Source organism: Arthrobacter sp. UCD-GKA, from assembly GCF_001863355.1.
Taxonomy (GTDB): domain Bacteria; phylum Actinomycetota; class Actinomycetes; order Actinomycetales; family Micrococcaceae; genus Paeniglutamicibacter.
In genome coordinates, this window is the sequence record NZ_MOLR01000003.1 from 241,896 (window position 1) to 262,408 (window position 20,513).

At 60.4% G+C, this 20,513-nt stretch carries 20 protein-coding genes; 13 read left to right on the top strand and 7 right to left on the bottom strand.

Features of this window, described 5'->3' with window-relative positions:
- The first annotated feature begins 176 nt into the window (after positions 1-176).
- From BLJ79_RS06170 to BLJ79_RS06225, 12 genes are all read left to right on the top strand, one after another.
- Positions 177-1,904 (top strand): CocE/NonD family hydrolase, encoded by a 1,728-nt coding sequence (locus BLJ79_RS06170; RefSeq protein WP_175475405.1) that lies wholly within the window; start codon positions 177-179, stop codon positions 1,902-1,904.
- A gap of 105 nt (positions 1,905-2,009) precedes the next feature.
- Positions 2,010-3,299, top strand: coding sequence for an ABC transporter substrate-binding protein (locus BLJ79_RS06175; protein WP_071213818.1), 1,290 nt, complete (start codon positions 2,010-2,012; stop codon positions 3,297-3,299).
- A gap of 54 nt (positions 3,300-3,353) precedes the next feature.
- Positions 3,354-4,184: an ABC transporter ATP-binding protein gene (locus tag BLJ79_RS06180; protein WP_071213819.1), complete on the top strand. Its 831-nt coding sequence runs from the start codon at positions 3,354-3,356 to the stop codon at positions 4,182-4,184.
- Positions 4,171-4,977, top strand: a complete 807-nt coding sequence (locus tag BLJ79_RS06185; RefSeq protein ID WP_071213820.1) for an ABC transporter ATP-binding protein — start codon at positions 4,171-4,173, stop codon at positions 4,975-4,977. Before BLJ79_RS06180 ends, BLJ79_RS06185 begins: the two co-directional genes overlap by 14 nt.
- Positions 4,970-5,875, top strand: coding sequence for a branched-chain amino acid ABC transporter permease (locus tag BLJ79_RS06190; RefSeq protein ID WP_071213821.1), 906 nt, complete (start codon positions 4,970-4,972; stop codon positions 5,873-5,875). The genes BLJ79_RS06185 and BLJ79_RS06190 overlap by 8 nt, the downstream gene beginning before the upstream one ends.
- Positions 5,876-6,001: 126 nt before the next feature.
- Positions 6,002-7,042, top strand: a complete 1,041-nt coding sequence (locus BLJ79_RS06195; RefSeq protein ID WP_071213822.1) for a branched-chain amino acid ABC transporter permease — start codon at positions 6,002-6,004, stop codon at positions 7,040-7,042.
- A gap of 256 nt (positions 7,043-7,298) precedes the next feature.
- Entirely contained in the window at positions 7,299-8,390 is a 1,092-nt protein-coding gene (locus tag BLJ79_RS06200; protein WP_083411038.1) for an LLM class flavin-dependent oxidoreductase, read from the top strand.
- Positions 8,391-8,494: 104 nt separating this feature from the next.
- Positions 8,495-10,276 carry a sigma-54-dependent Fis family transcriptional regulator gene (locus BLJ79_RS06205; RefSeq protein ID WP_175475406.1) on the top strand — a complete coding sequence of 594 codons (1,782 nt, stop codon included), beginning with the start codon at positions 8,495-8,497 and terminating at the stop codon, positions 10,274-10,276.
- Positions 10,277-10,374: 98 nt separating this feature from the next.
- A complete protein-coding gene (locus BLJ79_RS06210; RefSeq protein ID WP_286135286.1) occupies positions 10,375-11,139 on the top strand; it encodes an SDR family NAD(P)-dependent oxidoreductase in 765 nt (254 codons plus the stop codon).
- 43 nt (positions 11,140-11,182) lie between these two features.
- Complete coding sequence (locus BLJ79_RS06215; RefSeq protein ID WP_071213869.1) at positions 11,183-11,704, top strand: flavin reductase family protein; 522 nt, start codon at positions 11,183-11,185, stop codon at positions 11,702-11,704.
- Between the two features lie 45 nt (positions 11,705-11,749).
- Complete coding sequence (locus BLJ79_RS06220) at positions 11,750-12,184, top strand: ester cyclase (protein WP_071213825.1); 435 nt, start codon at positions 11,750-11,752, stop codon at positions 12,182-12,184.
- 14 nt (positions 12,185-12,198) lie between these two features.
- Positions 12,199-13,095: an SDR family NAD(P)-dependent oxidoreductase gene (locus BLJ79_RS06225; RefSeq protein ID WP_071213826.1), complete on the top strand. Its 897-nt coding sequence runs from the start codon at positions 12,199-12,201 to the stop codon at positions 13,093-13,095.
- 73 nt (positions 13,096-13,168) lie between these two features.
- Here the strand turns inward: BLJ79_RS06225 and BLJ79_RS06230 are convergent, their stop codons facing one another.
- The 5 genes from BLJ79_RS06230 to BLJ79_RS06245 all read right to left on the bottom strand — a co-directional run bounded on the left by BLJ79_RS06230 (position 13,169) and on the right by BLJ79_RS06245 (position 17,208).
- Entirely contained in the window at positions 13,169-14,509 is a 1,341-nt protein-coding gene (locus BLJ79_RS06230; protein WP_286135287.1) for an FAD-binding oxidoreductase, read from the bottom strand.
- Positions 14,406-14,780 carry a hypothetical protein gene (locus BLJ79_RS23685; protein WP_286135289.1) on the bottom strand — a complete coding sequence of 125 codons (375 nt, stop codon included), beginning with the start codon at positions 14,778-14,780 and terminating at the stop codon, positions 14,406-14,408. Before BLJ79_RS23685 ends, BLJ79_RS06230 begins: the two co-directional genes overlap by 104 nt.
- A 193-nt stretch (positions 14,781-14,973) precedes the next feature.
- Positions 14,974-15,726 (bottom strand): IclR family transcriptional regulator, encoded by a 753-nt coding sequence (locus BLJ79_RS06235; RefSeq protein WP_071213828.1) that lies wholly within the window; start codon positions 15,724-15,726, stop codon positions 14,974-14,976.
- Between the two features lie 783 nt (positions 15,727-16,509).
- Positions 16,510-16,698: a hypothetical protein gene (locus BLJ79_RS06240; protein ID WP_071213829.1), complete on the bottom strand. Its 189-nt coding sequence runs from the start codon at positions 16,696-16,698 to the stop codon at positions 16,510-16,512.
- Positions 16,699-16,704: 6 nt separating this feature from the next.
- On the bottom strand, positions 16,705-17,208 hold the full coding sequence (locus BLJ79_RS06245; protein ID WP_071213830.1) for an IS1634 family transposase: 504 nt from the start codon (positions 17,206-17,208) through the stop codon (positions 16,705-16,707).
- 138 nt (positions 17,209-17,346) lie between these two features.
- Here BLJ79_RS06245 and BLJ79_RS06250 point away from each other — a divergent pair, with 138 nt between their 5' ends.
- On the top strand, positions 17,347-17,637 hold the full coding sequence (locus BLJ79_RS06250) for a 2Fe-2S iron-sulfur cluster binding domain-containing protein (protein ID WP_286135288.1): 291 nt from the start codon (positions 17,347-17,349) through the stop codon (positions 17,635-17,637).
- 272 nt (positions 17,638-17,909) lie between these two features.
- Here the strand turns inward: BLJ79_RS06250 and BLJ79_RS06255 are convergent, their stop codons facing one another.
- Both BLJ79_RS06255 and BLJ79_RS06260 read right to left on the bottom strand, forming a co-directional pair.
- Positions 17,910-19,016, bottom strand: coding sequence for an NAD(P)-dependent alcohol dehydrogenase (locus tag BLJ79_RS06255; RefSeq protein ID WP_071213832.1), 1,107 nt, complete (start codon positions 19,014-19,016; stop codon positions 17,910-17,912).
- A complete protein-coding gene (locus tag BLJ79_RS06260; RefSeq protein ID WP_071213833.1) occupies positions 19,013-20,512 on the bottom strand; it encodes an aldehyde dehydrogenase family protein in 1,500 nt (499 codons plus the stop codon). Before BLJ79_RS06260 ends, BLJ79_RS06255 begins: the two co-directional genes overlap by 4 nt.
- Between the last annotated feature and the right edge of the window lies 1 nt (position 20,513).

A 20,513-nucleotide genomic window follows, 5' to 3' on the forward strand; every position in this document is an offset into this window, starting at 1 on the left:
GCGACTTTGAGTTCCGGGAGCTGGTGGAATTGCTTGATATCTTCAAGATGTCTCAAAGTGAGACGCAAAGTAGGCGAGACCGCGAATAGGTTTGTGTCACACATCACTCGCATGTACTGAGGCGCGACCCCAGGATCGGGACCGACTACATTTCAAGGCGGCTGTTTATGACACCTATGACCAATCAGGAAACCGCGGTATCCGCATTCTGGGACACGGAATTCGTGCCTATGCGTGACGGCATCAGGCTGCGTACCGAAACCTACCGTGCCACCGGCAACGCGCCGACTCCGGTCCTCTTCATGAGAACGCCCTACAGTGAGCCCATGCAGCGCAATGCCCCCATCAGGACGGCCTTGGAAGCAGGGTTCTCCGTCGTGATCCAGTACTGCCGAGGGTCATTCGGGTCCGAGGGGGAGCTCGTGGCCTTCGAAAATGAGAAGCCGGACGGGCTTGATTCGCTTGCTTGGCTACGGTCGCGGGAATGGTGCGACGGGAACGTCGTCATGTTGGGACAGTCCTACTTGGGCATGACCCAGAACGCAATCGCCGGTTCTATGCCTGGGGGGCTGGCCGGCATGGTCCAGATGGTGACCACACACAACTACCGCGATGGCCTTGCCTACCAGCAGGGTGCCTTCCAGCTGGGCCAGGGGCTCGGCTGGCACGTGCTGAAGGTAGCCCAGACGCTTGCCGATCAGCCCACCTCCAACCCTGAGGAGAAAGCCCGGCTCGTTCAGGCATTCAGAAGTCTTGCCGGGAACCTCAACGAAGCATACCGCGTGCTGCCATCGAGCAACCTGCCAGCCATCAACGAGGTGCTCCCTACTTGGAGGAAATGGGTGGAGAACGAAACGAATCAGGACTACTGGAGTTCCTTCAGCTTCACCGATGAACGGGTAAAGACCAACGTACCGGTGCTCCACATCGGAGGGTGGTACGACCTTTTCCTCTCGGGCACGTTGGATAACTACACTACGATCAGCACTGCCGCCGAGAATGTTTCCATCAGGGCATCACAACATCTGATAATCGGCCCGTGGACCCACACTGACCAGACAGGGAACGCCGGGGAAATGTTCTATCCGGCAGGAAACGCAGCTGTCTTCGGACTGGAACGGCAACAAATCGGATTCCTCAGGTCCGCGGTGGAACGAGAAGCCTCCAGCCTTCCGCCAGTGCAGCTGTTTGTTATGGGTGCGAATATCTGGCGTTCCGAACAGGAATGGCCGCTTGCGCGCACGCAATGGCAGGACTGGAACTTCACGCCAGAATCCCAGCTGTTGCCCCCCGGGTCCCAAGTGGGTGAAGGCATCCTTGAGTTCACCACTGATCCGCTTGACCCGGTTCCGACAGTGGGAGGCCGGACCCTCATGCAGGGAGGGATCGATGGTGGTATGCACTACCAGCCCGGCACCCGCGATCAACGGATCCTTGACGGGCGCGCGGACATACTCAGGTTCGTTTCGGAACCGTTGGAATCAGACCTTGAAGTCACCGGACCCGTCAGTGCCACGCTCACGGTCTCCACGAGCGCCAAGGATGCGGATTTCACTGTTCGCCTCATCGATGAGCGCCCCGATGGAAGGGCCCTGGGCGTCGCCGATGGCATCCTGCGCCTGCGTTACCGAAACGGGATGAACCACCCAAGCCCGGTTGAGCCCGGGAAGGAATATCAAATCACAGTTTCCCTCGTGGCTACGAGCCAGCTGTTTGCCAAGGGGCACCGAATCCGCATTGACATCGCGGGTTCCAACTTCCCCTGCTATGACAGAAATCTTGGGACGGGGCGACCCATCGCCGAGAACACAGCCGGGGATATCCGGGAATTTTCCCAGAGCCTGCACTTCGGGCCGGAAAAAACCATGCACTTGAGCCTGCCGGTCATCCCTTGTACGGACTGACCTGAAATCCTCCAACCAGCAGAAACAAATCTCCCAGCATAAATCCCGCATGGCACAGAAGCCCTGCAACTTCAACGAAAGTGATTCGCCTTGAGAACACGACACATGCTTTTCGCTGCCTTGGCAGCAGGTTCATTGGTGTTGGCCGGATGCGCGGGAACGCCCACCGGCAACGCAGGGGAGCCAGCTCCCGGTGCCGAAGCAGCCACTCTCGCCGCGGTTCCGGGGTTCGACCCGGCGACCAAGACTATTACCGTTGGCACCATGATTCCAACCTCGGGGGTCTGGGAAGCCGCAGTGGCCAATATCGACGGTGCCGAGGCGTATTTCCACCGAGTTACACAACCCGGCGCACCCTTGGACGGATACAAAGTCGTCGTCAAGAACGTTGACACCGAATACAACCCCTCCGTTGCCGTCCCGCTTTACGGGCAGCTACAGAACGAAGTCCTAATGGTCAACCAGCTCTTGGGCACCGCAATTGCCAAGGCCCTGTTGCCACAGATCAAGGCCGACAACATGTTGGCGGTGCTCAACGCAAATGACGAGGACACCTTCAAGGACCCGAACTTCCTGACGTTCGGACCGTTCTACGGGGTGTACCACGCTGCTGCGGTGCAGTATCTGGCGGAGGAAGGGGAAATGCAGGGGGCACGCTTCTGCGCCCTGCTCCAGGACGACGATTTCGGGACCAAGGTTGAGGAAGGCTTCACCTTTGCCACGGAAGAACTGAGCCTGGACCGCGGAGTTTCCGTGCGCTACCCCACGGGACACTCTGATTTCACTCCGCAGATCGCCCGGCTACAGAACGACGGCTGCGAGGTCGTGGACCTGGGTGGTGCCGGTGCGGTGGTGCAGAACGCGGCAACCCGCGCAGTTCAGCTGAACTTCAMTGCCACGTGGCTAGCCGGTAACACTGCTTACAACGACACCCTGGCGACCGGTCCGGCCGCCGACTACATCAAGAAGAACGTGAAGTTCCTCGTGACCGGAACCGAATGGGGCGATGAAACGGTCCTCGGCCAGAAGATGCTTGAAGAGGATCTTGCCGCCACGCTGCCCAACGCCAAGCCCGTTGCCAACGCCTACCAAACGGGGTATGCGGCAGCCATCGTGACCTCGGCCGTGATCGAAAAAGGCATTGCCGATGGCGACCTTTCACGCGAACACCTGCTCGAAGTGGCCCAGTCCCTGGGATCCCACGACGACTTCGGGCTGATGGGTGGCAAGTTCGTATACGGAGACTCCCCGGCCGACCGTCGGCCGAGCACCAGCATTTCCGTTTTCAGTGTCAGCCAGGATGCGCCGACGGGACTCAAGCTGGAGAAGTTCGGCTTCGAATCGGACGTTGCGGTCAATTACAGCGAAAAGATTGTCGCAGCCAGCAACAACTGATCGGATGAGGGGCCGCCCTGGGCGGCCCCTCACGCGACTTGCGGAAAGGGTCACATGAAAATCAATAGACTCACGGGACGGGCATCGCCGGACCGCGCTTCGACTGCCAAGGTGCTTTCGGTCGAGGATCTCTCCATCGCCTACAGCGGCGGTGCCATCAGGGCGCTGGAAAACGTCAGCCTGGACGTTCATGAAGGTGAAATCGTTGCTTTGTTGGGCGTCAACGGGGCAGGGAAGAGCACATTGCTTCGCTCGGTGGCCGGCCAACTGGATGCCTTCGGCGGAAGCGTCACCGGCGGATCCATAGCGTTGCTGGGTCAACGCGTCGACAAGGAAACCCAGTGGTCGCGGATTAAGCGGGGTCTGTCTATTTCGATGGAGGGCCGCCGGGTCTTCGCCAATATGTCCGTAGATGACAACCTGCGCGCCGGTGCCCACACCCAGCGCAGGGAAGCAGCAGCCAACGCACGGAAGGAAGTTATGGAGTTGTTCCCCGTGCTCGAACGCAAGAAGGACCTGCATGCAGGGCTCCTTTCCGGCGGTGAACAGCAGATGCTGGCTGTCGGACGGGCGCTAATGCAATCTCCAAGGCTGCTACTCCTGGATGAACCGTCTTTGGGGTTGGCCCCGCTGATCGTCAGTCAGATCAGGGACATCATCGTCGAAATCAATCGGCGTGGATGTAGCGTGCTGCTCATTGAACAAAACGCGGCGATCGCCCTCTCCATTGCGGACTATGCATACGCCCTAGACAGCCACAGGATCGCCCATGCCGGGACGGCCGCCCAGCTGCTGGCCGATGATTCCCTGAACAACCTGTATCTGGGAAAGAGCGATCAAGCACCACAGGATCCTGGAAAGGAGCCCGCCCATGTTGAAGGTTGAATCCCTAAGCCTGCGTTATGGGGGAGTATCGGCTCTGAAAGACATTAATTTCGACGTTGATGAGGGCGAACTGTTCTCGATCCTGGGCCCCAACGGCGCAGGTAAGACCTCGCTGTTCAACTGCCTGAGCGGGCTTGCCAAATCGGAGGGTAGCATCGCCTTCGAGGGGCGATCCCTGGCCGGGTTGAAACCACACCAGATTGCCGGGCGTGGGATCGGCCGGACTTTCCAGAACCTCGGGCTCTTCGGGTCAATGACCGTGGCGGAAAACATCTTGGTGGGAAGCCACCGGCAGATCCGAGGCGGCGCGCTCTCGGCAGCGCTGGCCTGGCCCTCCACCATGCGGGCAGAACTGGCCGCGCGTATACGTGCCGACGAGCTCATGGAGCTGATGGACCTGACCTATTGGCGGGACTATGTGGTGTCAACGCTGCCCTATGGAACCCGTAAACGCGTCGAGCTGGCCAAGGCAGTTGCCTCATACCCGAGGCTGATGCTTCTCGACGAGCCAGTAGCCGGCATGAACAAGGAAGAAACCGGGGATTTCATCCGGTACGTGTTACAGGTGAAGGAAGAGCTCAACCTGACCATCGTCCTGATCGAGCACGACGTACACATGGTCATGAGCATCTCCGACCGGATCCTTGCGCTCGATTTCGGCGAGGTCATCGGGCTCGGAACGCCAGCAGAGATCCAACGCAACAGTCGGGTCATCGAGGCCTACCTAGGGACGTCGGACAACGTGAACCAGTCTGAGCAGGAACAAGCGGAAAAGGTGGCAGCAAGTGAATAGTTTCATCCAGTTGACGGTATCCGGGGTTTCCCTGGGCGTCATCTATGCGCTGGTGGCCATCGGTTTTGCCGTGCTTCTGAAGGCCACCGGGCACTTCAACATGCTGCCAGGGGCCATCGTCGTCCTGGGTGCTTACCTGACCTACCAGCTCCATATGGGTATGAGGTTGCCGTTCCTGGCCGCGGTGATCGGCGCAATCATCATCTCCGCGGGATTGGGCCTGCTTGCCGAAAGGTTTCTATTTTCTCGGCTGAGCGGCAAGGGGCACAAATCGATCGAGCATATGGCGGTGTTGCTGCTGAGCCTGGGCCTGATCTCCGTCGTCCAGGCCCTGATAATCAGTTTCTGGGGCTCGTCGACGAGGCTCATTGGTGACCCATGGGGCCTGGCAGTGGTTCGGTTCGGGGAGATATCCGTCGCGCAGCGGGACATCTGGGCTCTTATCTTGAGCATGGCACTCCTGTCCGTGTTCTACTACATCATCCAGCACACCAAATCCGGCGTGGCCATGAGGGCCATTGCCAGCGATACCGGTGCTGCGAGAGCGCAGGGTATCAACCCCCATATCATTGCTGCGGTGGCCTGGGTCATGACGGCCTCCGCCGCGGTTCTGGCCGGCATGGTCCTGGCCACGGAGATCGGCGGAGGGCTGGTCCCGACCCTCGACGCGGTGGCTTTCACCGCGCTTCCGGCGCTGATTCTCGGAGGGTTGGGTTCTTTGCCCGGCTGCATCTACGGCGGGTTGGTCCTAGGCCTAGTTCAGACCTATGCCTCGGGCTATGCGCCGGACAGCCTCGGGCAGGGATTCGCCTCGGCCTTGCCCTGGATAATCCTGATCGTGATCCTCGTGGTCAAACCCGGCGGATTCGCCAAGACATTCGAAACCCGGAAGGCATAGGCCATGACGACTACTACGATGCCACAGGCATCCCGTACGGGAGCCCATGGAAAGGATCGGGGGCCCTCTCCAGAGTCGACTGGCAGGGCTCGTTCCTCGATTAGATTGTTCAGGACCCGTGCGCACTTGGCATGGTTCGTCGCGGCAGTGGCCGCAGTGGTGCTGATTCCGCTGACCGTCTCAAACCCGTTCGTGATTTCCCTAGGAGTCACCATCGGCATTTATGCCGTGGCTGTTGTTGGCCTGAACGTTCTAACCGGTTACACGGGGATCATTTCCCTCTCGCATAGCGTGTTCATCGGGGTCGGCGCCTTCGCCGGTATTGGACTTGGCGCGCTGCTGGAGTTACCGCTGGTGATCTGGCTTCCGGGTTGTGTCGTAGTGAGCGCAATGGTGGCAGCTGCCATCGCGCCGCTGACCCTGCGGCTCAAGGGTGTGTTCCAGGTAATCCTGAGCTTGGGCATGATCTTCATCGGGCACTACGTTTTCGTGAACCTGCCGGCCCTCACCGGTGGAAACTCAGGAATCTCGGGTTCTCCTAAATTGTCGGTGGGTTTCCTTGATTTCGGGGCACCGGTTCTATTCGGGATGAAATATTCGTATAACGCAGGGCTTTTCATCCTCGTATGGATCATGCTCATCGTCAGCATGGTCGTCGTGGCGAACATGTTGAAGAGCAAATTCGGGCGGTCGATGGTCGCGGTGCGGGAAGACGAGACCGCGGCCCAGCTTGCAGGCATCAACACCAGTGCGGTTAAGGTCAAGGCGTTCATCCTGGCCGGAGCCTTCGGGGGGCTTGCTGGTGGCCTTCTGTTGGCGCAGCTGCGCTACGTGAATGCCGAACAGTTCGGCATCAACATGGGCTTGGAGCTGCTGATCATCACGGTTGTCGGAGGGCTCGGCGCCGCGTGGGGGCCGATTCTGGGAGCGGCGGTCATAGCTAGCATCCCGGTGCTGGCTGCCCAGTACGGGCAGCTGCTGCCCTTCCTTAAGGCGGACAACGACACGGCGTCCTTTGGTATTCCGGTGGGACAGGTTGGACTGTTGGCTTATGGACTCGCGTTGGTCCTGGTGATGGTCTTCGAGCCGCGAGGCCTTTCCCATTTGATGAAATCAGTGGCATCTGCCGTGAAACGGAAGCGACGGAAGGTGCCCCAAGCAGGATGATCCTGCAGGGCGCGCATCAGCCCTCCAATCGCCTGGTGTGAGGGGCCGGCGTTGGTCTACGCGAAAGCGGGATAGACGCCGGTCCGCCGGCGTTTAACTGGGCAGCCGAGCTCGCCACTGCCCGCATTTGATGACCAGGTCTTGACAGTCTCAAAATGAGACACTTTCATCTTTGAACCGTCGATAGTGTGATAACAATTACACCGATGGCAGGTGTAGGAATCCACGTAGAAGAATTTCACCGGAGGGACGAACAATGCTGAATGTAGGAATCAACCTTGGTTTTGGAAAATTGGATGAAAGCCTGTCTGACGAAGAGATGTACCACGCAGAGGTGGATCTGGCTGTCCGCGCGGAGGCTCTGGGCTATGACAGTGTATGGGCCGTCGAGCACCACTTCAGTGACTACTCCATGTGCCCAGATAATCTTCTGGTCCTGGCGAACATCGCGGGCCAGACGGAAACCATCGGGCTTGGCACCGGTGCCGTCATCGTCCCCTGGAACTCACCGCTCCGAGTAGCCGAGAAGGCTCTCATGGTCGATACCCTGTCCAAGGGACGCTTGCTTCTGGGCGTGGGCCGTGGGCTGTCCCGCAAGGAATATGTGCCCTTCAACATCCCACTTGAGGAAACGCGCGAACGATTCGACGAAGCTTCCGCCATGATCTTCGAAGCCGTTGAAACCGGTGTGATCGAAGGGGACGGCCCCTTTTACAAGCAGCCCCGCGCCGAACTCCGGCCTGGCCCGCGTGCCTCCTTTGCCGACCGCCGCTACTGCGTCGCAGGATCGCCGGATTCCCTAGTCTCGGCAGTCAACTTGAAGGCGCGGCTGATGTCGTTCATCGTCCGCCCCGTGCCTGACCTCATGGGTAACTTCAATACCTACCGCGAGCTCTACGAGAAGACGCACGGAGAAGTCGCGCCGCCGATCTGCCTGAATGTAAATATGTACTGCCACGAAGACGACTCATTGGCCCAGGAGCGCCACTTCGAGTACATCTCGCGGTTCTTCCATTCGAACGTGGACCACTACGAGATGGCCGGCGACCACTTTGCCACAACCAAGGGCTACGAACGCTACGCGGATGGTGCTAGGCGGATCAAGGAAGCCGGGCTTCAGGGTGCGGCAGATAAGTACGCCGAAACCGCGTTGTGGGGTAACCCCGAGCGGATTCTGGGCCAGATCGAAGCCATCAGGGACGTACTGGGCGACTTCGAACTCATCATTGCCCCGTGTTTCGGAGGGATGCCCTACGATCAGGCACAGGAAAGCCTTGAACTGTTCTCTAGGGAAGTCCTCCCGAAAGCACGGGCCCTCAACGGGGACCGGGTCAGCGTCCAGGCATAATCCTGCCGCCGGCATCCGCCCGGAGCGGATGCCGGGCAGGCCTCACCAGCGGGCCGTGGATTCCGGTGGCAACGCCTCCGATCACATGAATGGAGTTCCAGAAGATGGACCAGTCGCAAAAGGCACCCCTGAACAGGGCGCCCCGGACAAACGCCCAGTGGGACCGCATTCAGGAGATCAAGCTCGAGGTGCTGCAGCAGGATCCGCTGGATCTGATGCCCGATCAGTTCCCGGAGATCAGGAGGGAAGTACTGATGTCCTGGAAACGTTCGATGCTTGCAGGAGTCGACGCCTGGGGCACCGAGATTCCCTTTGATGAAGGATTCTCTCCAACGAATCGGCTTGCCCGTATTGCCCAGCCGATCATGAATCGGCTAGAGGACCAGCTGTCGGACCTCAGTTCCTGGGGATTCCTGACAGATCGCGGATGCCGGCTCTTAACTTCGGTGGTGGGCGACGCCCCGGATATCAGAATGTCCCAGGGGACAAAACTGCGCCCGGGCTTGTGTTTCTCCGAAGAAGCGATCGGAACAAACGGCATCGGCCTCGCCCTTGAGGATCAGCGACCGCAGGTTGTTTCGGGCACGGAGCACTTCCGCATGGACACGGGCATCCTGACCACGACCGGGGTCAACATCAGGGATCCCTACACGCGCAGGTTCGTGGGAACTCTGGGTGTTCATTGCAGAAGGGAATACGGCTCAGGGGCCATCCTGCCGCTGGTCCTCGAAATCGGAAAGTCGATCGAGGCACAGCTCCTGGCCAGCCGGGCCGACGGCGAGAAAGTGTTTTTCGACCATTTCCTGCGTCTGCAGCGGCGAAGCCGTGGTGCGGTGATCGGGATTACCAAGGAGCTCTACCTAGTCAACGCCGGTGCCCAGAGAATCGTCCATGAAGCCGACGAAGGTATCCTTCGTCGGCTTGCCGAGGAAGCAAGCCTCAAATCGAGGTCGATTTCAGTGCAGCACAGACTGAGCTCGGGGGACTCGGTTCGTGTCATCGTGGAACCAATAGAACAGGCCCGCGGCGACTACGCCGCGGTCCTGCTGCTGGAACAAGGGACAAGACCGTTCTCCTCATCGGCCGGCGAGATGCGGCGCCTCCATTCCGAGCTGGCCCGCCCTGACTATCGGAGCCAGTTGGCCATGGCCCTGAAAACAGGTAAACCTGTCCTTGTGACAGGTGAACGGGGGACCGGAAAACAACAGCTGATCATGGAATTACTCGGGGAAAGCGAAAATGTAAGGGTCCTTCCCTGCCTCTCGGCCGCAAGCGATCCCGTGGCGTGGATGGCGGAGTTCGAGAGGGCTACGGGGACAGACAGAGGACGCGTCCTGTTGTGTCGCATCGACGAGTTGCCGCCAGCGATCGTGGATACGGTATCCGATTACGTGGAACGTGCCGCGGTTCCCGTCATCGCCACGGCGTCTGAAGGCTTTGCCGAGCAGGGTGCAACGCTCGTCCTGAGCGAGGTGTTCCAAATGCTGGTCAAGGTTCCCCCGTTGAGGGACCGCCCCGATGAATTCCCGGCCATTTGCCGGCGCATCCTCGACGAATTGGAAGCGGATGACGGTCGTAAATCAACCCTACCCACCAAGACCCTGGCGCATTTGGTCGCAAATGACTGGCCGGGCAACCTGCGACAGCTTCGCCAGGTGCTGGCAACCTCCAAAATCCGCTCCGTGGGCACGGCTATTCACCTGACGGACCTGCCCCAACGCTATGCGCGGGCAACTAGACAACTCGGTGAGATGGAACAAGTTGAACGCAAGACACTCATGATCGCCTTGCGGGAAGCCGAAGGCAACCGAAACCTGGTGGCCGAGCGCCTCGGTATTTCACGGGCCACGGTCTACCGAAAGCTCAAACGCTACGAACTGCACTAGGCGGGAACTGAGCGACGCGGCGGTGGAAAGTCATGGATCAAACATAACTAAGGAGAAAATTCGTGAAAAGGACTGTTGAATACCCAGGGCGGACAGCAGTGGTTACGGGTGGGGCATCTGGCATCGGCAAGGGTCTTGCGGCGTCCCTGAAGAAACGTGGCATGGACGTCGTCATCGCCGATATAGACCAGACCGCGTTGGATGCCACGGCCCTTGAGTTGGGTGTTGTGGCAATCCGGACTGACGTCACCGACGCGCAGAGCGTCCAGGCTCTGGCTGACAGGGTGCTGGAGCAATTTGGTGCGGTCCATGTCGTATGTAATAACGCTGGCGTTGGTCCGATGGCGCCCATCTCCGAACTCACTTTGGGCGACTGGAAATGGATGATCGACGTGAATCTCTTCGGTGTGATCCATGGAGTTAATTCGTTCCTTCCACTGCTCAAGCGAAACCACGATTGGGGACACATCATCAACACGTCGTCGATGTCGGTGCTGGCTCCCCCAAAGAATCTGGGGGCATACGTGGCAGCGAAAGCGGCTGTGTTCGGCATGACGGAGGTCCTCGCGCAGGAACTCGCCGCGGAGGGATCTGTGGTCGGGGCCACGGCGTTGGTCCCAGGACCGATCCGGAGCAATATCCAGAATAGCCTCCGCAACCGCCCCGCCAACGAAGAGGGTGCGCTTTTCGATGTGGATATTTCGGAGAACGGAAAGTCCTTCAGGTTCCTGGAACCGCACGATGTGGGGGAACTGGTCATTGACGCCATTGACAGAGGTCTAACCATGGCACCAACTCATCCGGAGTGGCTGGGGCAAGTCACCGAACGCCATCAGGACATACAGGCCGCTTTTTCCATCTAGTTTCTTGCAACATCCATAATACGACAATCCAAGGGGAATGCTCATGAGCAACGATTCAGCCATCGCAACAACTATCGTCGACCCTGACTTGGGAACGCGCGTTAGAAATGTCCACCGCAAGTACCCCACCGGGGTAACCGTTGTGACCACCTCTGTGGACGGGGTCCCGTTCGGGCTCGCCGTGAACGCGTTCTCCAGCATTTCGTTGGATCCGCCCCTAGTGCTGGTCTGCGTCAACGAGTCCTCAAAATCGTATCCGGCGGTTTTCGAAGCGGACCACTTGGGCATCAATATCTTAGCTGCCGACCAGACAGCCGTGGCCGGAACATTTGCGCGGTCCGGCGGGGACAAATTTGCTGACCTCGCCTGGCGGTCCTCGGCCGTCGGAGTCCCGATCCTGGACGGTGTGGCAGGCTACTTCGAACTCGAGATCAAGTACAAGATTCCCGCCTACACCCATACGATCTTCATTGGCGAGGTCGTGGAAGCCGGCCATAGCGATAAGGCGCCGCTGGTCTACCAAGACGGGCGGTTCTTTGACGGCGCCAGGCTCGAAGAAATCTAGCCGCCACCTTCCAAAAACCCACGACTACGACAAGGAACGGAAGCCATGAATTCCCAGCAAGCACCCATCGAAGAGGCCAACAAGGATCTTCTCCTGACCGCTTTGAGACACACCGGTCCCGAAGAAGCGCTCCAGGCGATGGACCGCTATTATTCCCTGGACTTCGTCAGGCACAGCGACAAAAAAGACTACGATCTGGACACGCTGAAGGAAGGAATTCGAAGTCTGTATGCCGGCTTCCCCGATCTCGCCAGGCATCAGTTTGGACTGCTTGCAGACGGTGATCGAGTAGCCTACCGGTGGGAAGCCGAAGGAACTCACCTGGGCGAGTACATGGGTGTCCGACCCACAGGAAAGCCCATCCGTGCGGCTGGCRTGGTGATGTGCAGGATCTCCGAAGGACTCATCGTCGAGGAATGGGGCTCTTGGAACAAGGTGGGCCTCCTCCATGACCTCGGCATCATTCCCATCGGACGTTGACAGGGGCAGGTAAGTTGAAAGATTTCAAGGGAAAGATCGCATTCATCACCGGAGGCGCCTCCGGCGCGGGCTTCGGTCAAGCGGAATTGTTCGGCGGCCTCGGCTGCCGAATCTTCATTGCCGATGTTCGACAGGACGCCTTGGAAGAGGCCCTGGGCCGGCTCCAGTCAAGCGGCATCGAGGCGCGCGGTACTGTCTTGGATATCTCCGATAGGGCCGCGTACACGCGTGCGGCGGACGAAGTTGAGGCGGTCTACGGTGGTCCGCCACAGCTGCTGTTCAACACCGCCGGCGTAAATAGCTTTGGGCCGCTGCATCAGGCCACGTATGAGGACTTCGATTGGATCATCGGAGTCAACCTACATGGGGTGATCAACGGCATGCAGACCTTCGTGCCGCGGATGATTTCCTCAGGTCAGGAGGGGCACATCGTGACCACCTCGTCGATGGCTTGTTTCGGGGGTAATGCGACCTCCGCCATCTACGCGATGACCAAGGCCGCAGTCTTTAACCTGATGGAAAGCTACGCGCAGACCATTCCCCAGCTCGGGATCGGAGTCTCGGTGCTGTGCCCCGCCAGTATCCGCAGCAATATCGCCGACGCCCAGCAGACTAGACCCGAGCACCTGGCCGCGAATTCGGGTTTCCGCAACGATGCGGCGTTCATCGAGCTGCAGCGCAACCTGTACGAAAACGGCATGGATCCGCTGGAACTGGCCGAGCACGTAAAACGGGCTATTGAGGAGGAGGAGCTGTACATTCTGCCTTTCCCGGAAACCAAGAACGGCGTGGAAACCTACTTCGGGAACATCATCGGTTCCTTCGTCGACATGGGCTCGGACCAGGCCGCCCAAAAGAGGGCCCAAGACTTTGACGAATACAGGCGCAAGGCTGCTGCGCTACAGCCGTAGTGGCCCCGCCTGTGACCGCCGGCGGGCCGTTCTTCCCTGATAGCAAGGGCAGAACGGCCCATTCAGGCAACGCTCAGTTCGACCGGGCACTCCAGGTGTCCGCAGTCGGCCAGATCCCATACCTGCCAGGCGAGAGGATGCCCTGGGGATCGATGGCATCTTTGATCTTCTGGCAGAACCGAATGTAGGCGTGGTTGTTGAAGTCCATCAGTTCAGCGACGTCATCCATCAGGTCCAAATGGGTTCGATACTCCGTGTATCCCAGCTTGGCAATTTCCGCGATCATTTCTCGGGCCACCGTATAGGCATGACGGGCGGCGGCAGGGTCCGTGCGCTGGAAATTGATGCTTGCCACGACGGCGCAAGTACGTTCGCCCGTGACCAGGATCCCGGCCTTGAAATTCAGTCCCATCCGTTCGTGGGTCATCTGCCTGATCACGTCCACCGTCGCTTGGACCTCGCTTCCGTTGAGTGGAACCAACGGGGACATCCCGATATGTGCAAAATTGTCATCTTTGTACTTGATGACATCTAAGTTTGGGACTCCGGCCAGGATCCGGTCGGAGATGGATTCCAGATTCTCGTATTCGTCCGGGGAATAGTAGCCACCAACCTCTGCCTTGGCTCCGGGAATTGCTTCCCATGCACGCTTGATGGCAGCCAGCTGGTAGTCGACGCCTGCCTGGTCGCCCCAGAGGGCGGTCCGGACGTACCATCTGCCCAGGCCGCTGGCGACGGCGATGCGGTCGATCTCCTGCTCGCTCATGATTCCTTCGGCAGCGGCCGCGATGACTTCCGGGAGGCCTGTCATGGTTGCGGCCATGACCGTGTTGTAGAGGCACGGTGCTCCGCGGAGCAGGTTTCGCAGTTTGAGCTCCCTTATGGCATCGATCGCCATTGGCAGGTCCTTCTCCGCGGCGATGGTCAAGGTCAAAGGTGCGAAGGTCTCGGGCTGCGGCATGAGCCWWWGGCTCATGCGGGTGACGATCCCGAAGTTCGACTGGACGAACAGCGGATCCAATGCGGGGCCGACGCCGCGTTTGTAGATATGAAACGCCGAGTTGCCGTCCATGGCCCCCAACCCGGTTCGGATCACGTCACCGTCAGCAAGAACCACTTCCATGCCACACGGCGCGTTGAAGTCCTGCCCGTAGGGAAGGTAAGTCACCCCGTTGTCCAACGAGTTTCCTATGACGCTGCCCCAACCGATGTCAGGGATGGAGAGCATAAGCCGTGAACCGCGTCGGCGTAGTTCKTCATAGAGGTCAAACCAGCGGACGCCGGGTTCCACGACGGCGTAGGCCAGTTCCTCATTGATTTCCAGGATCCGGTTCATGCGGCGGAGGCTTATATTGATCGAGCCTCCGACCCGGGGTGACGGACCGCCATAGCCGTTGTTCCTTCCCCTGCGAATGGGTCCAGACCGGGATCTTTTCCGCGTTGGCGAGCCTGAGGATCTCTTGCAACTGCTCGGTGTTTTTCGGCTGCACCGCAACGGAAGGGCTGTAGGTGTCATCGCCCTGGACCCAGTAGGGGTCCTTCAGTGGCCATTCCGGATCTGCTAGCTGTACCGGATCCGTGATGACGTTGTCGTCGCCAAGTATTTCGCGCAGGCGCGAAATGTGTTCTTCTTCCACCAGAGGACGACTGTTTGTCGATGACGATGGCATTCGGTTCGTGGGCATGGATRTCTCCTGAGCGGTTACCCGGCATGCCTAGGGCATGGTCGGGGTCCATTGGAGGGGACATGGTGCCTGTCCCCGTTATTGGTAGGGCGCCAAGTTTATCCACGCAGGGAACGATGCAGTGTCCTAGTTGCGGATGCCGAAAACTATCCCATGGATTTCCGGCATCCGGAAGAAACGTCCAGCCCCGCTGTCACGAGACTTCCATTGCTCTGGCAATGGCCCGCGAGGCAGCTTTGCATAGGGCCAAGGAAACATCGATGTCTGCTGCATCCGGTGGGATGACCAGTGACAAGGCCGCAATGACCTGGCGTGTGGATGGATCCCAGATGGGTGCTGCAAGGGCTGTCATTTCATCTTTCAACTGGCCGGAAGTCACGACGTGGCCTTGGGTCCGGATTTCTGCCAATTCGCGGCGTAACTGTTCCGGACCGATGCTCGCTAGACCAGTCGTTGTCGACACGGTGTGTTGGAGCAGTGATTCTTGGACTGCCGGACCGGCATATGCGGCGAGTACCCTGCCTGCGGCGGTTGCCAGACCGGACCCGGCATTTCTCTGCGGTCGGAAAATGAATCTGTGCCCTGTGACGCGTTCGACGAAGATGACATCGTCGGCTTCCAAAATGGCCAAGACTGATGGATAACCAGTGTTGGCGGAGAGGTCCTCCATGGAAGGTAAGCAGATTTCGCGTAAAAGCCGGCCCCTCGACGCCATGGAAGATACCTGTCGAAGCTTCGCCCCGATCATGTAGAGCCCCTCCGGTGTGCGGTCCAGCGCGCCCCAGGCCACTAGATCATTGGTTAATCGATGTGCGGTGCTTAGAGGAAGACCTGCGGCCCTTGCCATCTCGGACAGTTGAAGCCTCTCGTTTCCCGGGAGGAACGTATCCAAGAGGCTCAGCGCACGCAGCGTGACCGACCCGGTGCGAAGAGAGCCGTTTACCATGTTTGCCTTTCCTAGGCATGGGGAATGCCGGCTGGGTAGCAGAAGGGGACCGCAGCCGGGAGGAGTCGTGTTTCCGCGTGCGAGTCTCTCCAACCGTTTGCTTCAAATGAGGACAATGATATGGGATTCGCTGAGGCTCTGGTATCAATGTGTCGGTGTCGATGTCGGACCCGCTGGGGTATCGGTGGTCTACCAAGGTATTTTGCAGGAAGGTACCGGTCACGGCAGAGGTCGGATTCGATGATCCGTTGGCGCTGGAAAGATAGGCGTGCTTCGCCCTTTCGGCGGCCTTCAGTGGCATCGTAGCCGCGTACCGGCCGGTGCTTGAGCCACTCGGTCTGGCGCATCCGCACTTCTGGTCTTGCTGGCGCTGTAGGGGATCGAGCACCTGTCGATTAAGGGCACCAGCGCGTTATTACGCCTCTATCCAGTGACCCTGCCCCCTTAAACAAGCGGTTCAAGGCGCTGGGTTACGCGAGCCGGGCCGGGATTCGCAGGACGAGCGGGTGTTGGCCATCGCATTGACCTGCGACGGCCGGGACCTGAGTTCCCGGGCCGAAAAGATTCTCGTGAGGTGATGCGCCGGCTGGGCGTGGACCGCTAGGAGTTCATCTCGCTGCAACGTTCGATGGACAGGGTGATCGCCGACGCCGACGCGGCTCACCGACTCCGTGTCAGGGGAAGCGTAGTCAGACCGATGTGCTTTAGAGAAGTTACGTTGGACAGATCGTCAGGATCCCTGGATTGTCGGGGATCCTGACGATTTTGGTTCCGGTTCTCTGGCTACTTTCTGTGGGATTTGGTGTGGTGGTCGATGAGGTCCATGGCGCATTGTTGCCGGGGCGTCGGCAGGGACAACAGTTCGAAGGTCTTCTCGGTGCCCGGGACACTGTTGGTGTTCCGGGGCCGGGTTCCCATGTGGGTGAGCAGGTCCTGGTAGCTGGTGGCGGTGGTTCCGTCGGTGAACGTCAACGGTGCCTAGGCGGTGCGTGGGTGCCAGGTCAGGTTAGCGGCGAGCATGCAGGGGAACACGTGGGATTTGGTGCGGTCCTCGGTGTAGTGGCGAATGGGGCGGATGCCCAAATCCCGGGTCTTGAGGGTCTTGAAGATCTTCTCCACGTTGGCCAGGGACTTGCAGGTCCGCACCGCCTCGGGGGCGTCCATGGTGTCGTGCGGGACGTTGGTGCGGATGACGAAGATGCCGTACAGGTCCGCTTCGCGTTTGATGGATTCTTGGTTGCGTTCATAGGTGAATTTTTCGCCGGTGATGACCAGGTTGAAGTGCTTGGCCATGTTGTATTTGCCGACGATCTTCCCGACTTTTACCCCAATCTTTCCGGCGTCCTTGAGCCTTCCGGATGCCACCGCTTTCTTGATGGTTTCGAGCTTCTCTTCGGTCGCTTCGAGCAAGCTGGTGCGCTTGTGTGTGCGCTTGACGGCCAGTGCCGGGTTTTGGGTGTCAAAGGCATCCAGGATCCGCACGAGGCGGTCGAGTATCGAGTCTCCGCTCGGTGAATTGGCCCTGGGCCACTATAGAACAGTCGCCACCGGCCGAGCTCGCTGTCGGACAGTCATAGCGGCTGGTACGACCCGGACGAATTTCTTGTCAGGGTCTCGAACCTGGATCTCGAGGTCACGGTCCCACAGGTCCGCTCCATGCTCGAGGCCCTCGAAGATGCCGGGGCCGAGCTGATGTTCGACTGCTGCAAGGGCGAATGCGGGCTCTGCGAGGTGCGCATCACCGAGCTGTCGGGAACCAACGACCACCGCGACGTGTTCTATTCCGAGCGTCAGCAGCGGCTGGCGACCAAGATGAACCGCTGCATCTCGCGCGCCGTCGCCTCCGCCACCGGTGCCAAATCAGATGCTGCCCATGCCAGGCCCGCGATCATCACCATCGAACCGAACTAGACTCAATCCCGCCAGCAAGGCGGCCTCAGGATTCCCGCTGGAGCCTGAGGATGTATTGCCGTGCGCCGAGGCATGCCGAACTACGAAGCATTGAGTGGGGGATGGGCGAGCGTCTGGAAGAAGCCTGGAATCGAGCCAAGACCAAGCCCCGCGCCGATTGATCGTTGCAACCCTTGTCCGCCACGGGGCCACAACCCCGTGGCCACCATGTGACAACGATGCCCGGAACAGCCAATCCATGTGTGGAGGGTCCCGGGCATCGATGGTTTTAATCAGGGAATCAATACTGCCTTGATGGCCGTCCCGTTCCTGGTGTCGTCGACTGCCCGATTGATGTCGGTGAGCGGGTAGGTCTTCACCAGGCGGTCCACCGGAAAGCGACCCGCTTCGGCCAGGGCGATGATCGCGGGAATCAGGGTCTGAATTTCACTGTCGCCCAGGGTGAGCCCCTCGACTCGACGTCCGGGCATGATGAAGTTGACGTCGATTGCCGCTGTCGCGCCGAAAGGCGGTGCGCCAACGGCAACAACGTGTCCGCGGGCCCGGGTCGAGGCGACTGCCTGTTCCAAGACCGCGGTGCTTCCCGTGGCTTCGATGGCAGCATGCGCCCCGCCGCCGGTCAGCTCCTGGATGCGTGCCGGAACGTCGATGCCCGGATCGGCCTGGATGGTGTGGGTGGCGCCGACTTCAAGGGCCAGTTCCAACCTGCTCCCGACCCGGTCCACGGCAATGATGGTGGTGGCCGGGGTGAGCGCCGCGGCCATGATCGCGGACAGGCCCACGGTGCCGGCGCCGAAGACCACCAGGGACGAACCTGCGGCCGGCTTGATGGCGTTCCACACCGCTCCGGCACCCGTCTGCACGCCGCAGGCCACCGGGGCGACCTGTTCCCAGGGCAGCAAGGTTTTCAGCTTCACCACGCTGCGTTCATCGGCCACAGACTGGTGGGCGAAGGACGACTGGCCGAAGAACCTGCCGCCAAGCTGCGTACCGTCACGCTCGATGGGGGAGCTGCCGTCGGCACGCTTGCCGCCAATGAGGTTGTCGGACAGCCAGGTGTCGCAATAGGCCGGGTGGCCGTCGCGGCAATTGGCGCAGTGCCCGCAGGAGGTGAAGGACAGCACCACGTGGTCCCCGGGGACCACCCGGGTGACGGCCGAACCTACTGCCGCCACGACACCTGCCCCTTCGTGCCCGAGCACGCCGGGAAGCGGGAAAGGCAGTCCGCCGGATGCGACGGACAGGTCGGTGTGGCAGAGTCCGGCGGCCTTGATGTCAACCAGGACCTCGTTGGGCCGCAGGTCCGAGAGCTCCACCTGCTGAAGAACAAATTCGCCGCCGGGGGTTTCGACGACTGCTGCGGTGGTCGTTGTGCTCATGCCTGGTCCTCCGCATCGATTGCGATGATGACGGACTTGGTCCGGGTGTAGGAGTCGAGTGATTCGGGTCCGTATTCACGGCCCCAGCCCGAGCTCTTCACCCCGCCAAACGGTACAGCCGGGTCCAGCATGCCCCATGCGTTGACCCACACGATGCCGGCATCGAGTGCCGCCGAGACGCGGTGGGCGCGGGAGATCGAGGAAGTCTGGACTCCGGAGGCCAGCCCGTATTCTGTGCTGTTTGCCAGGTGGATGGCCTCGGCTTCGGTGTCGAATGGCTGGACGGTCAGGACCGGACCGAAGATTTCCTCCTGGACCGCTGCCGCGTCGTTGGGCAGGTCGGCGATCACGGTGGGCTTGTAGAAGTAGCCGCGGTTGAGTTCCAGCGGCTCACCTCCGGTGATGATCCGACCGCCTGCCGAGCGTGCCGCCTCGACGTGGGAAGCGACCTTGTCCAGCTGTTTCCTGCTGGCCATCGGTCCAATGACTGTCTGTGGGTCGAGCGGGTCTCCGAGCGGCACACCGGGCACGGCCTGCGCGAGAATTTCCAGCACCGTTTCGTAGATCGGTCGTTCGACAAGCAGCCGTGGGCCGCCCATGCAGAATTGTCCGGAGTTGAAGACGAAGGCACTGATCACGGTCCCGATGGCCTTGTCCAGGTTGGCATCGGCAAAGAGGATGTTTGCGGCGTTGCCGCCCAGCTCCGCCGTCACCGGGCGCAGTTTTTGCCCGGCGAGGGCCGCCACATGCGCGCCGACCTCGGTCGAGCCGGTGAATGCGACCTTGCTGATGCCCGGGTGGCCGACTAGGTGGTCGCCCAGCAGGCCCCCGGGGCCTGTGACCACATTGAAGACACCACGCGGAAGCCCGGCTTCGGTGAGGATGTCGGCCATGATCAGCGCCGTCAGCGGGGTGTCGGTGGCGGGCTTGTGCACCACGGTGTTTCCGGCGGCCAGTGCCGCGGCGATCTTGGAGCTGGAGAGGATCAGCGGAAAGTTGAACGGGGTGATGGCGGCAACCACGCCCAGCGGCTCCCGCCGGGTGAAGGCGTGGGCGGCCAGCGGGGTCTCGCGCACCGAGCCGTCGAGTTGCTGGGCCATCGCTGCGACATATTCGTACTGGTCGGCCGCGGTGGCGACGTCCACGACGTGGGCGAAGGTGATTGGCTTTCCGACATCCAGGGATTCGGCCAGGGCCAGTTCGTCCTCGCGTTCACGCATGATGGCCGAGGCGCGGGCCAGGACCCGCGAGCGCTCGCGGCCACTGAGCAGCGACCACGCGCCGGATTCGAAGGCCGTTCGCGCCGCGGAAACCGCGGCGTCGATGTCCGCGGTGGTGCCGGATGCCACGGTGGCAATAGCCTGGCCCGTCGCGGGGTTCAATACGTCGATCCGGCCTCCGTCCGCGGCTTCCTGCCAGGAGCCGTTGATGTAGAGCCGGCCGTTGGCCGCGATCGAGGAGAGCCGGGTATCCGTGACGGTGTTTTCCGTAGTCATT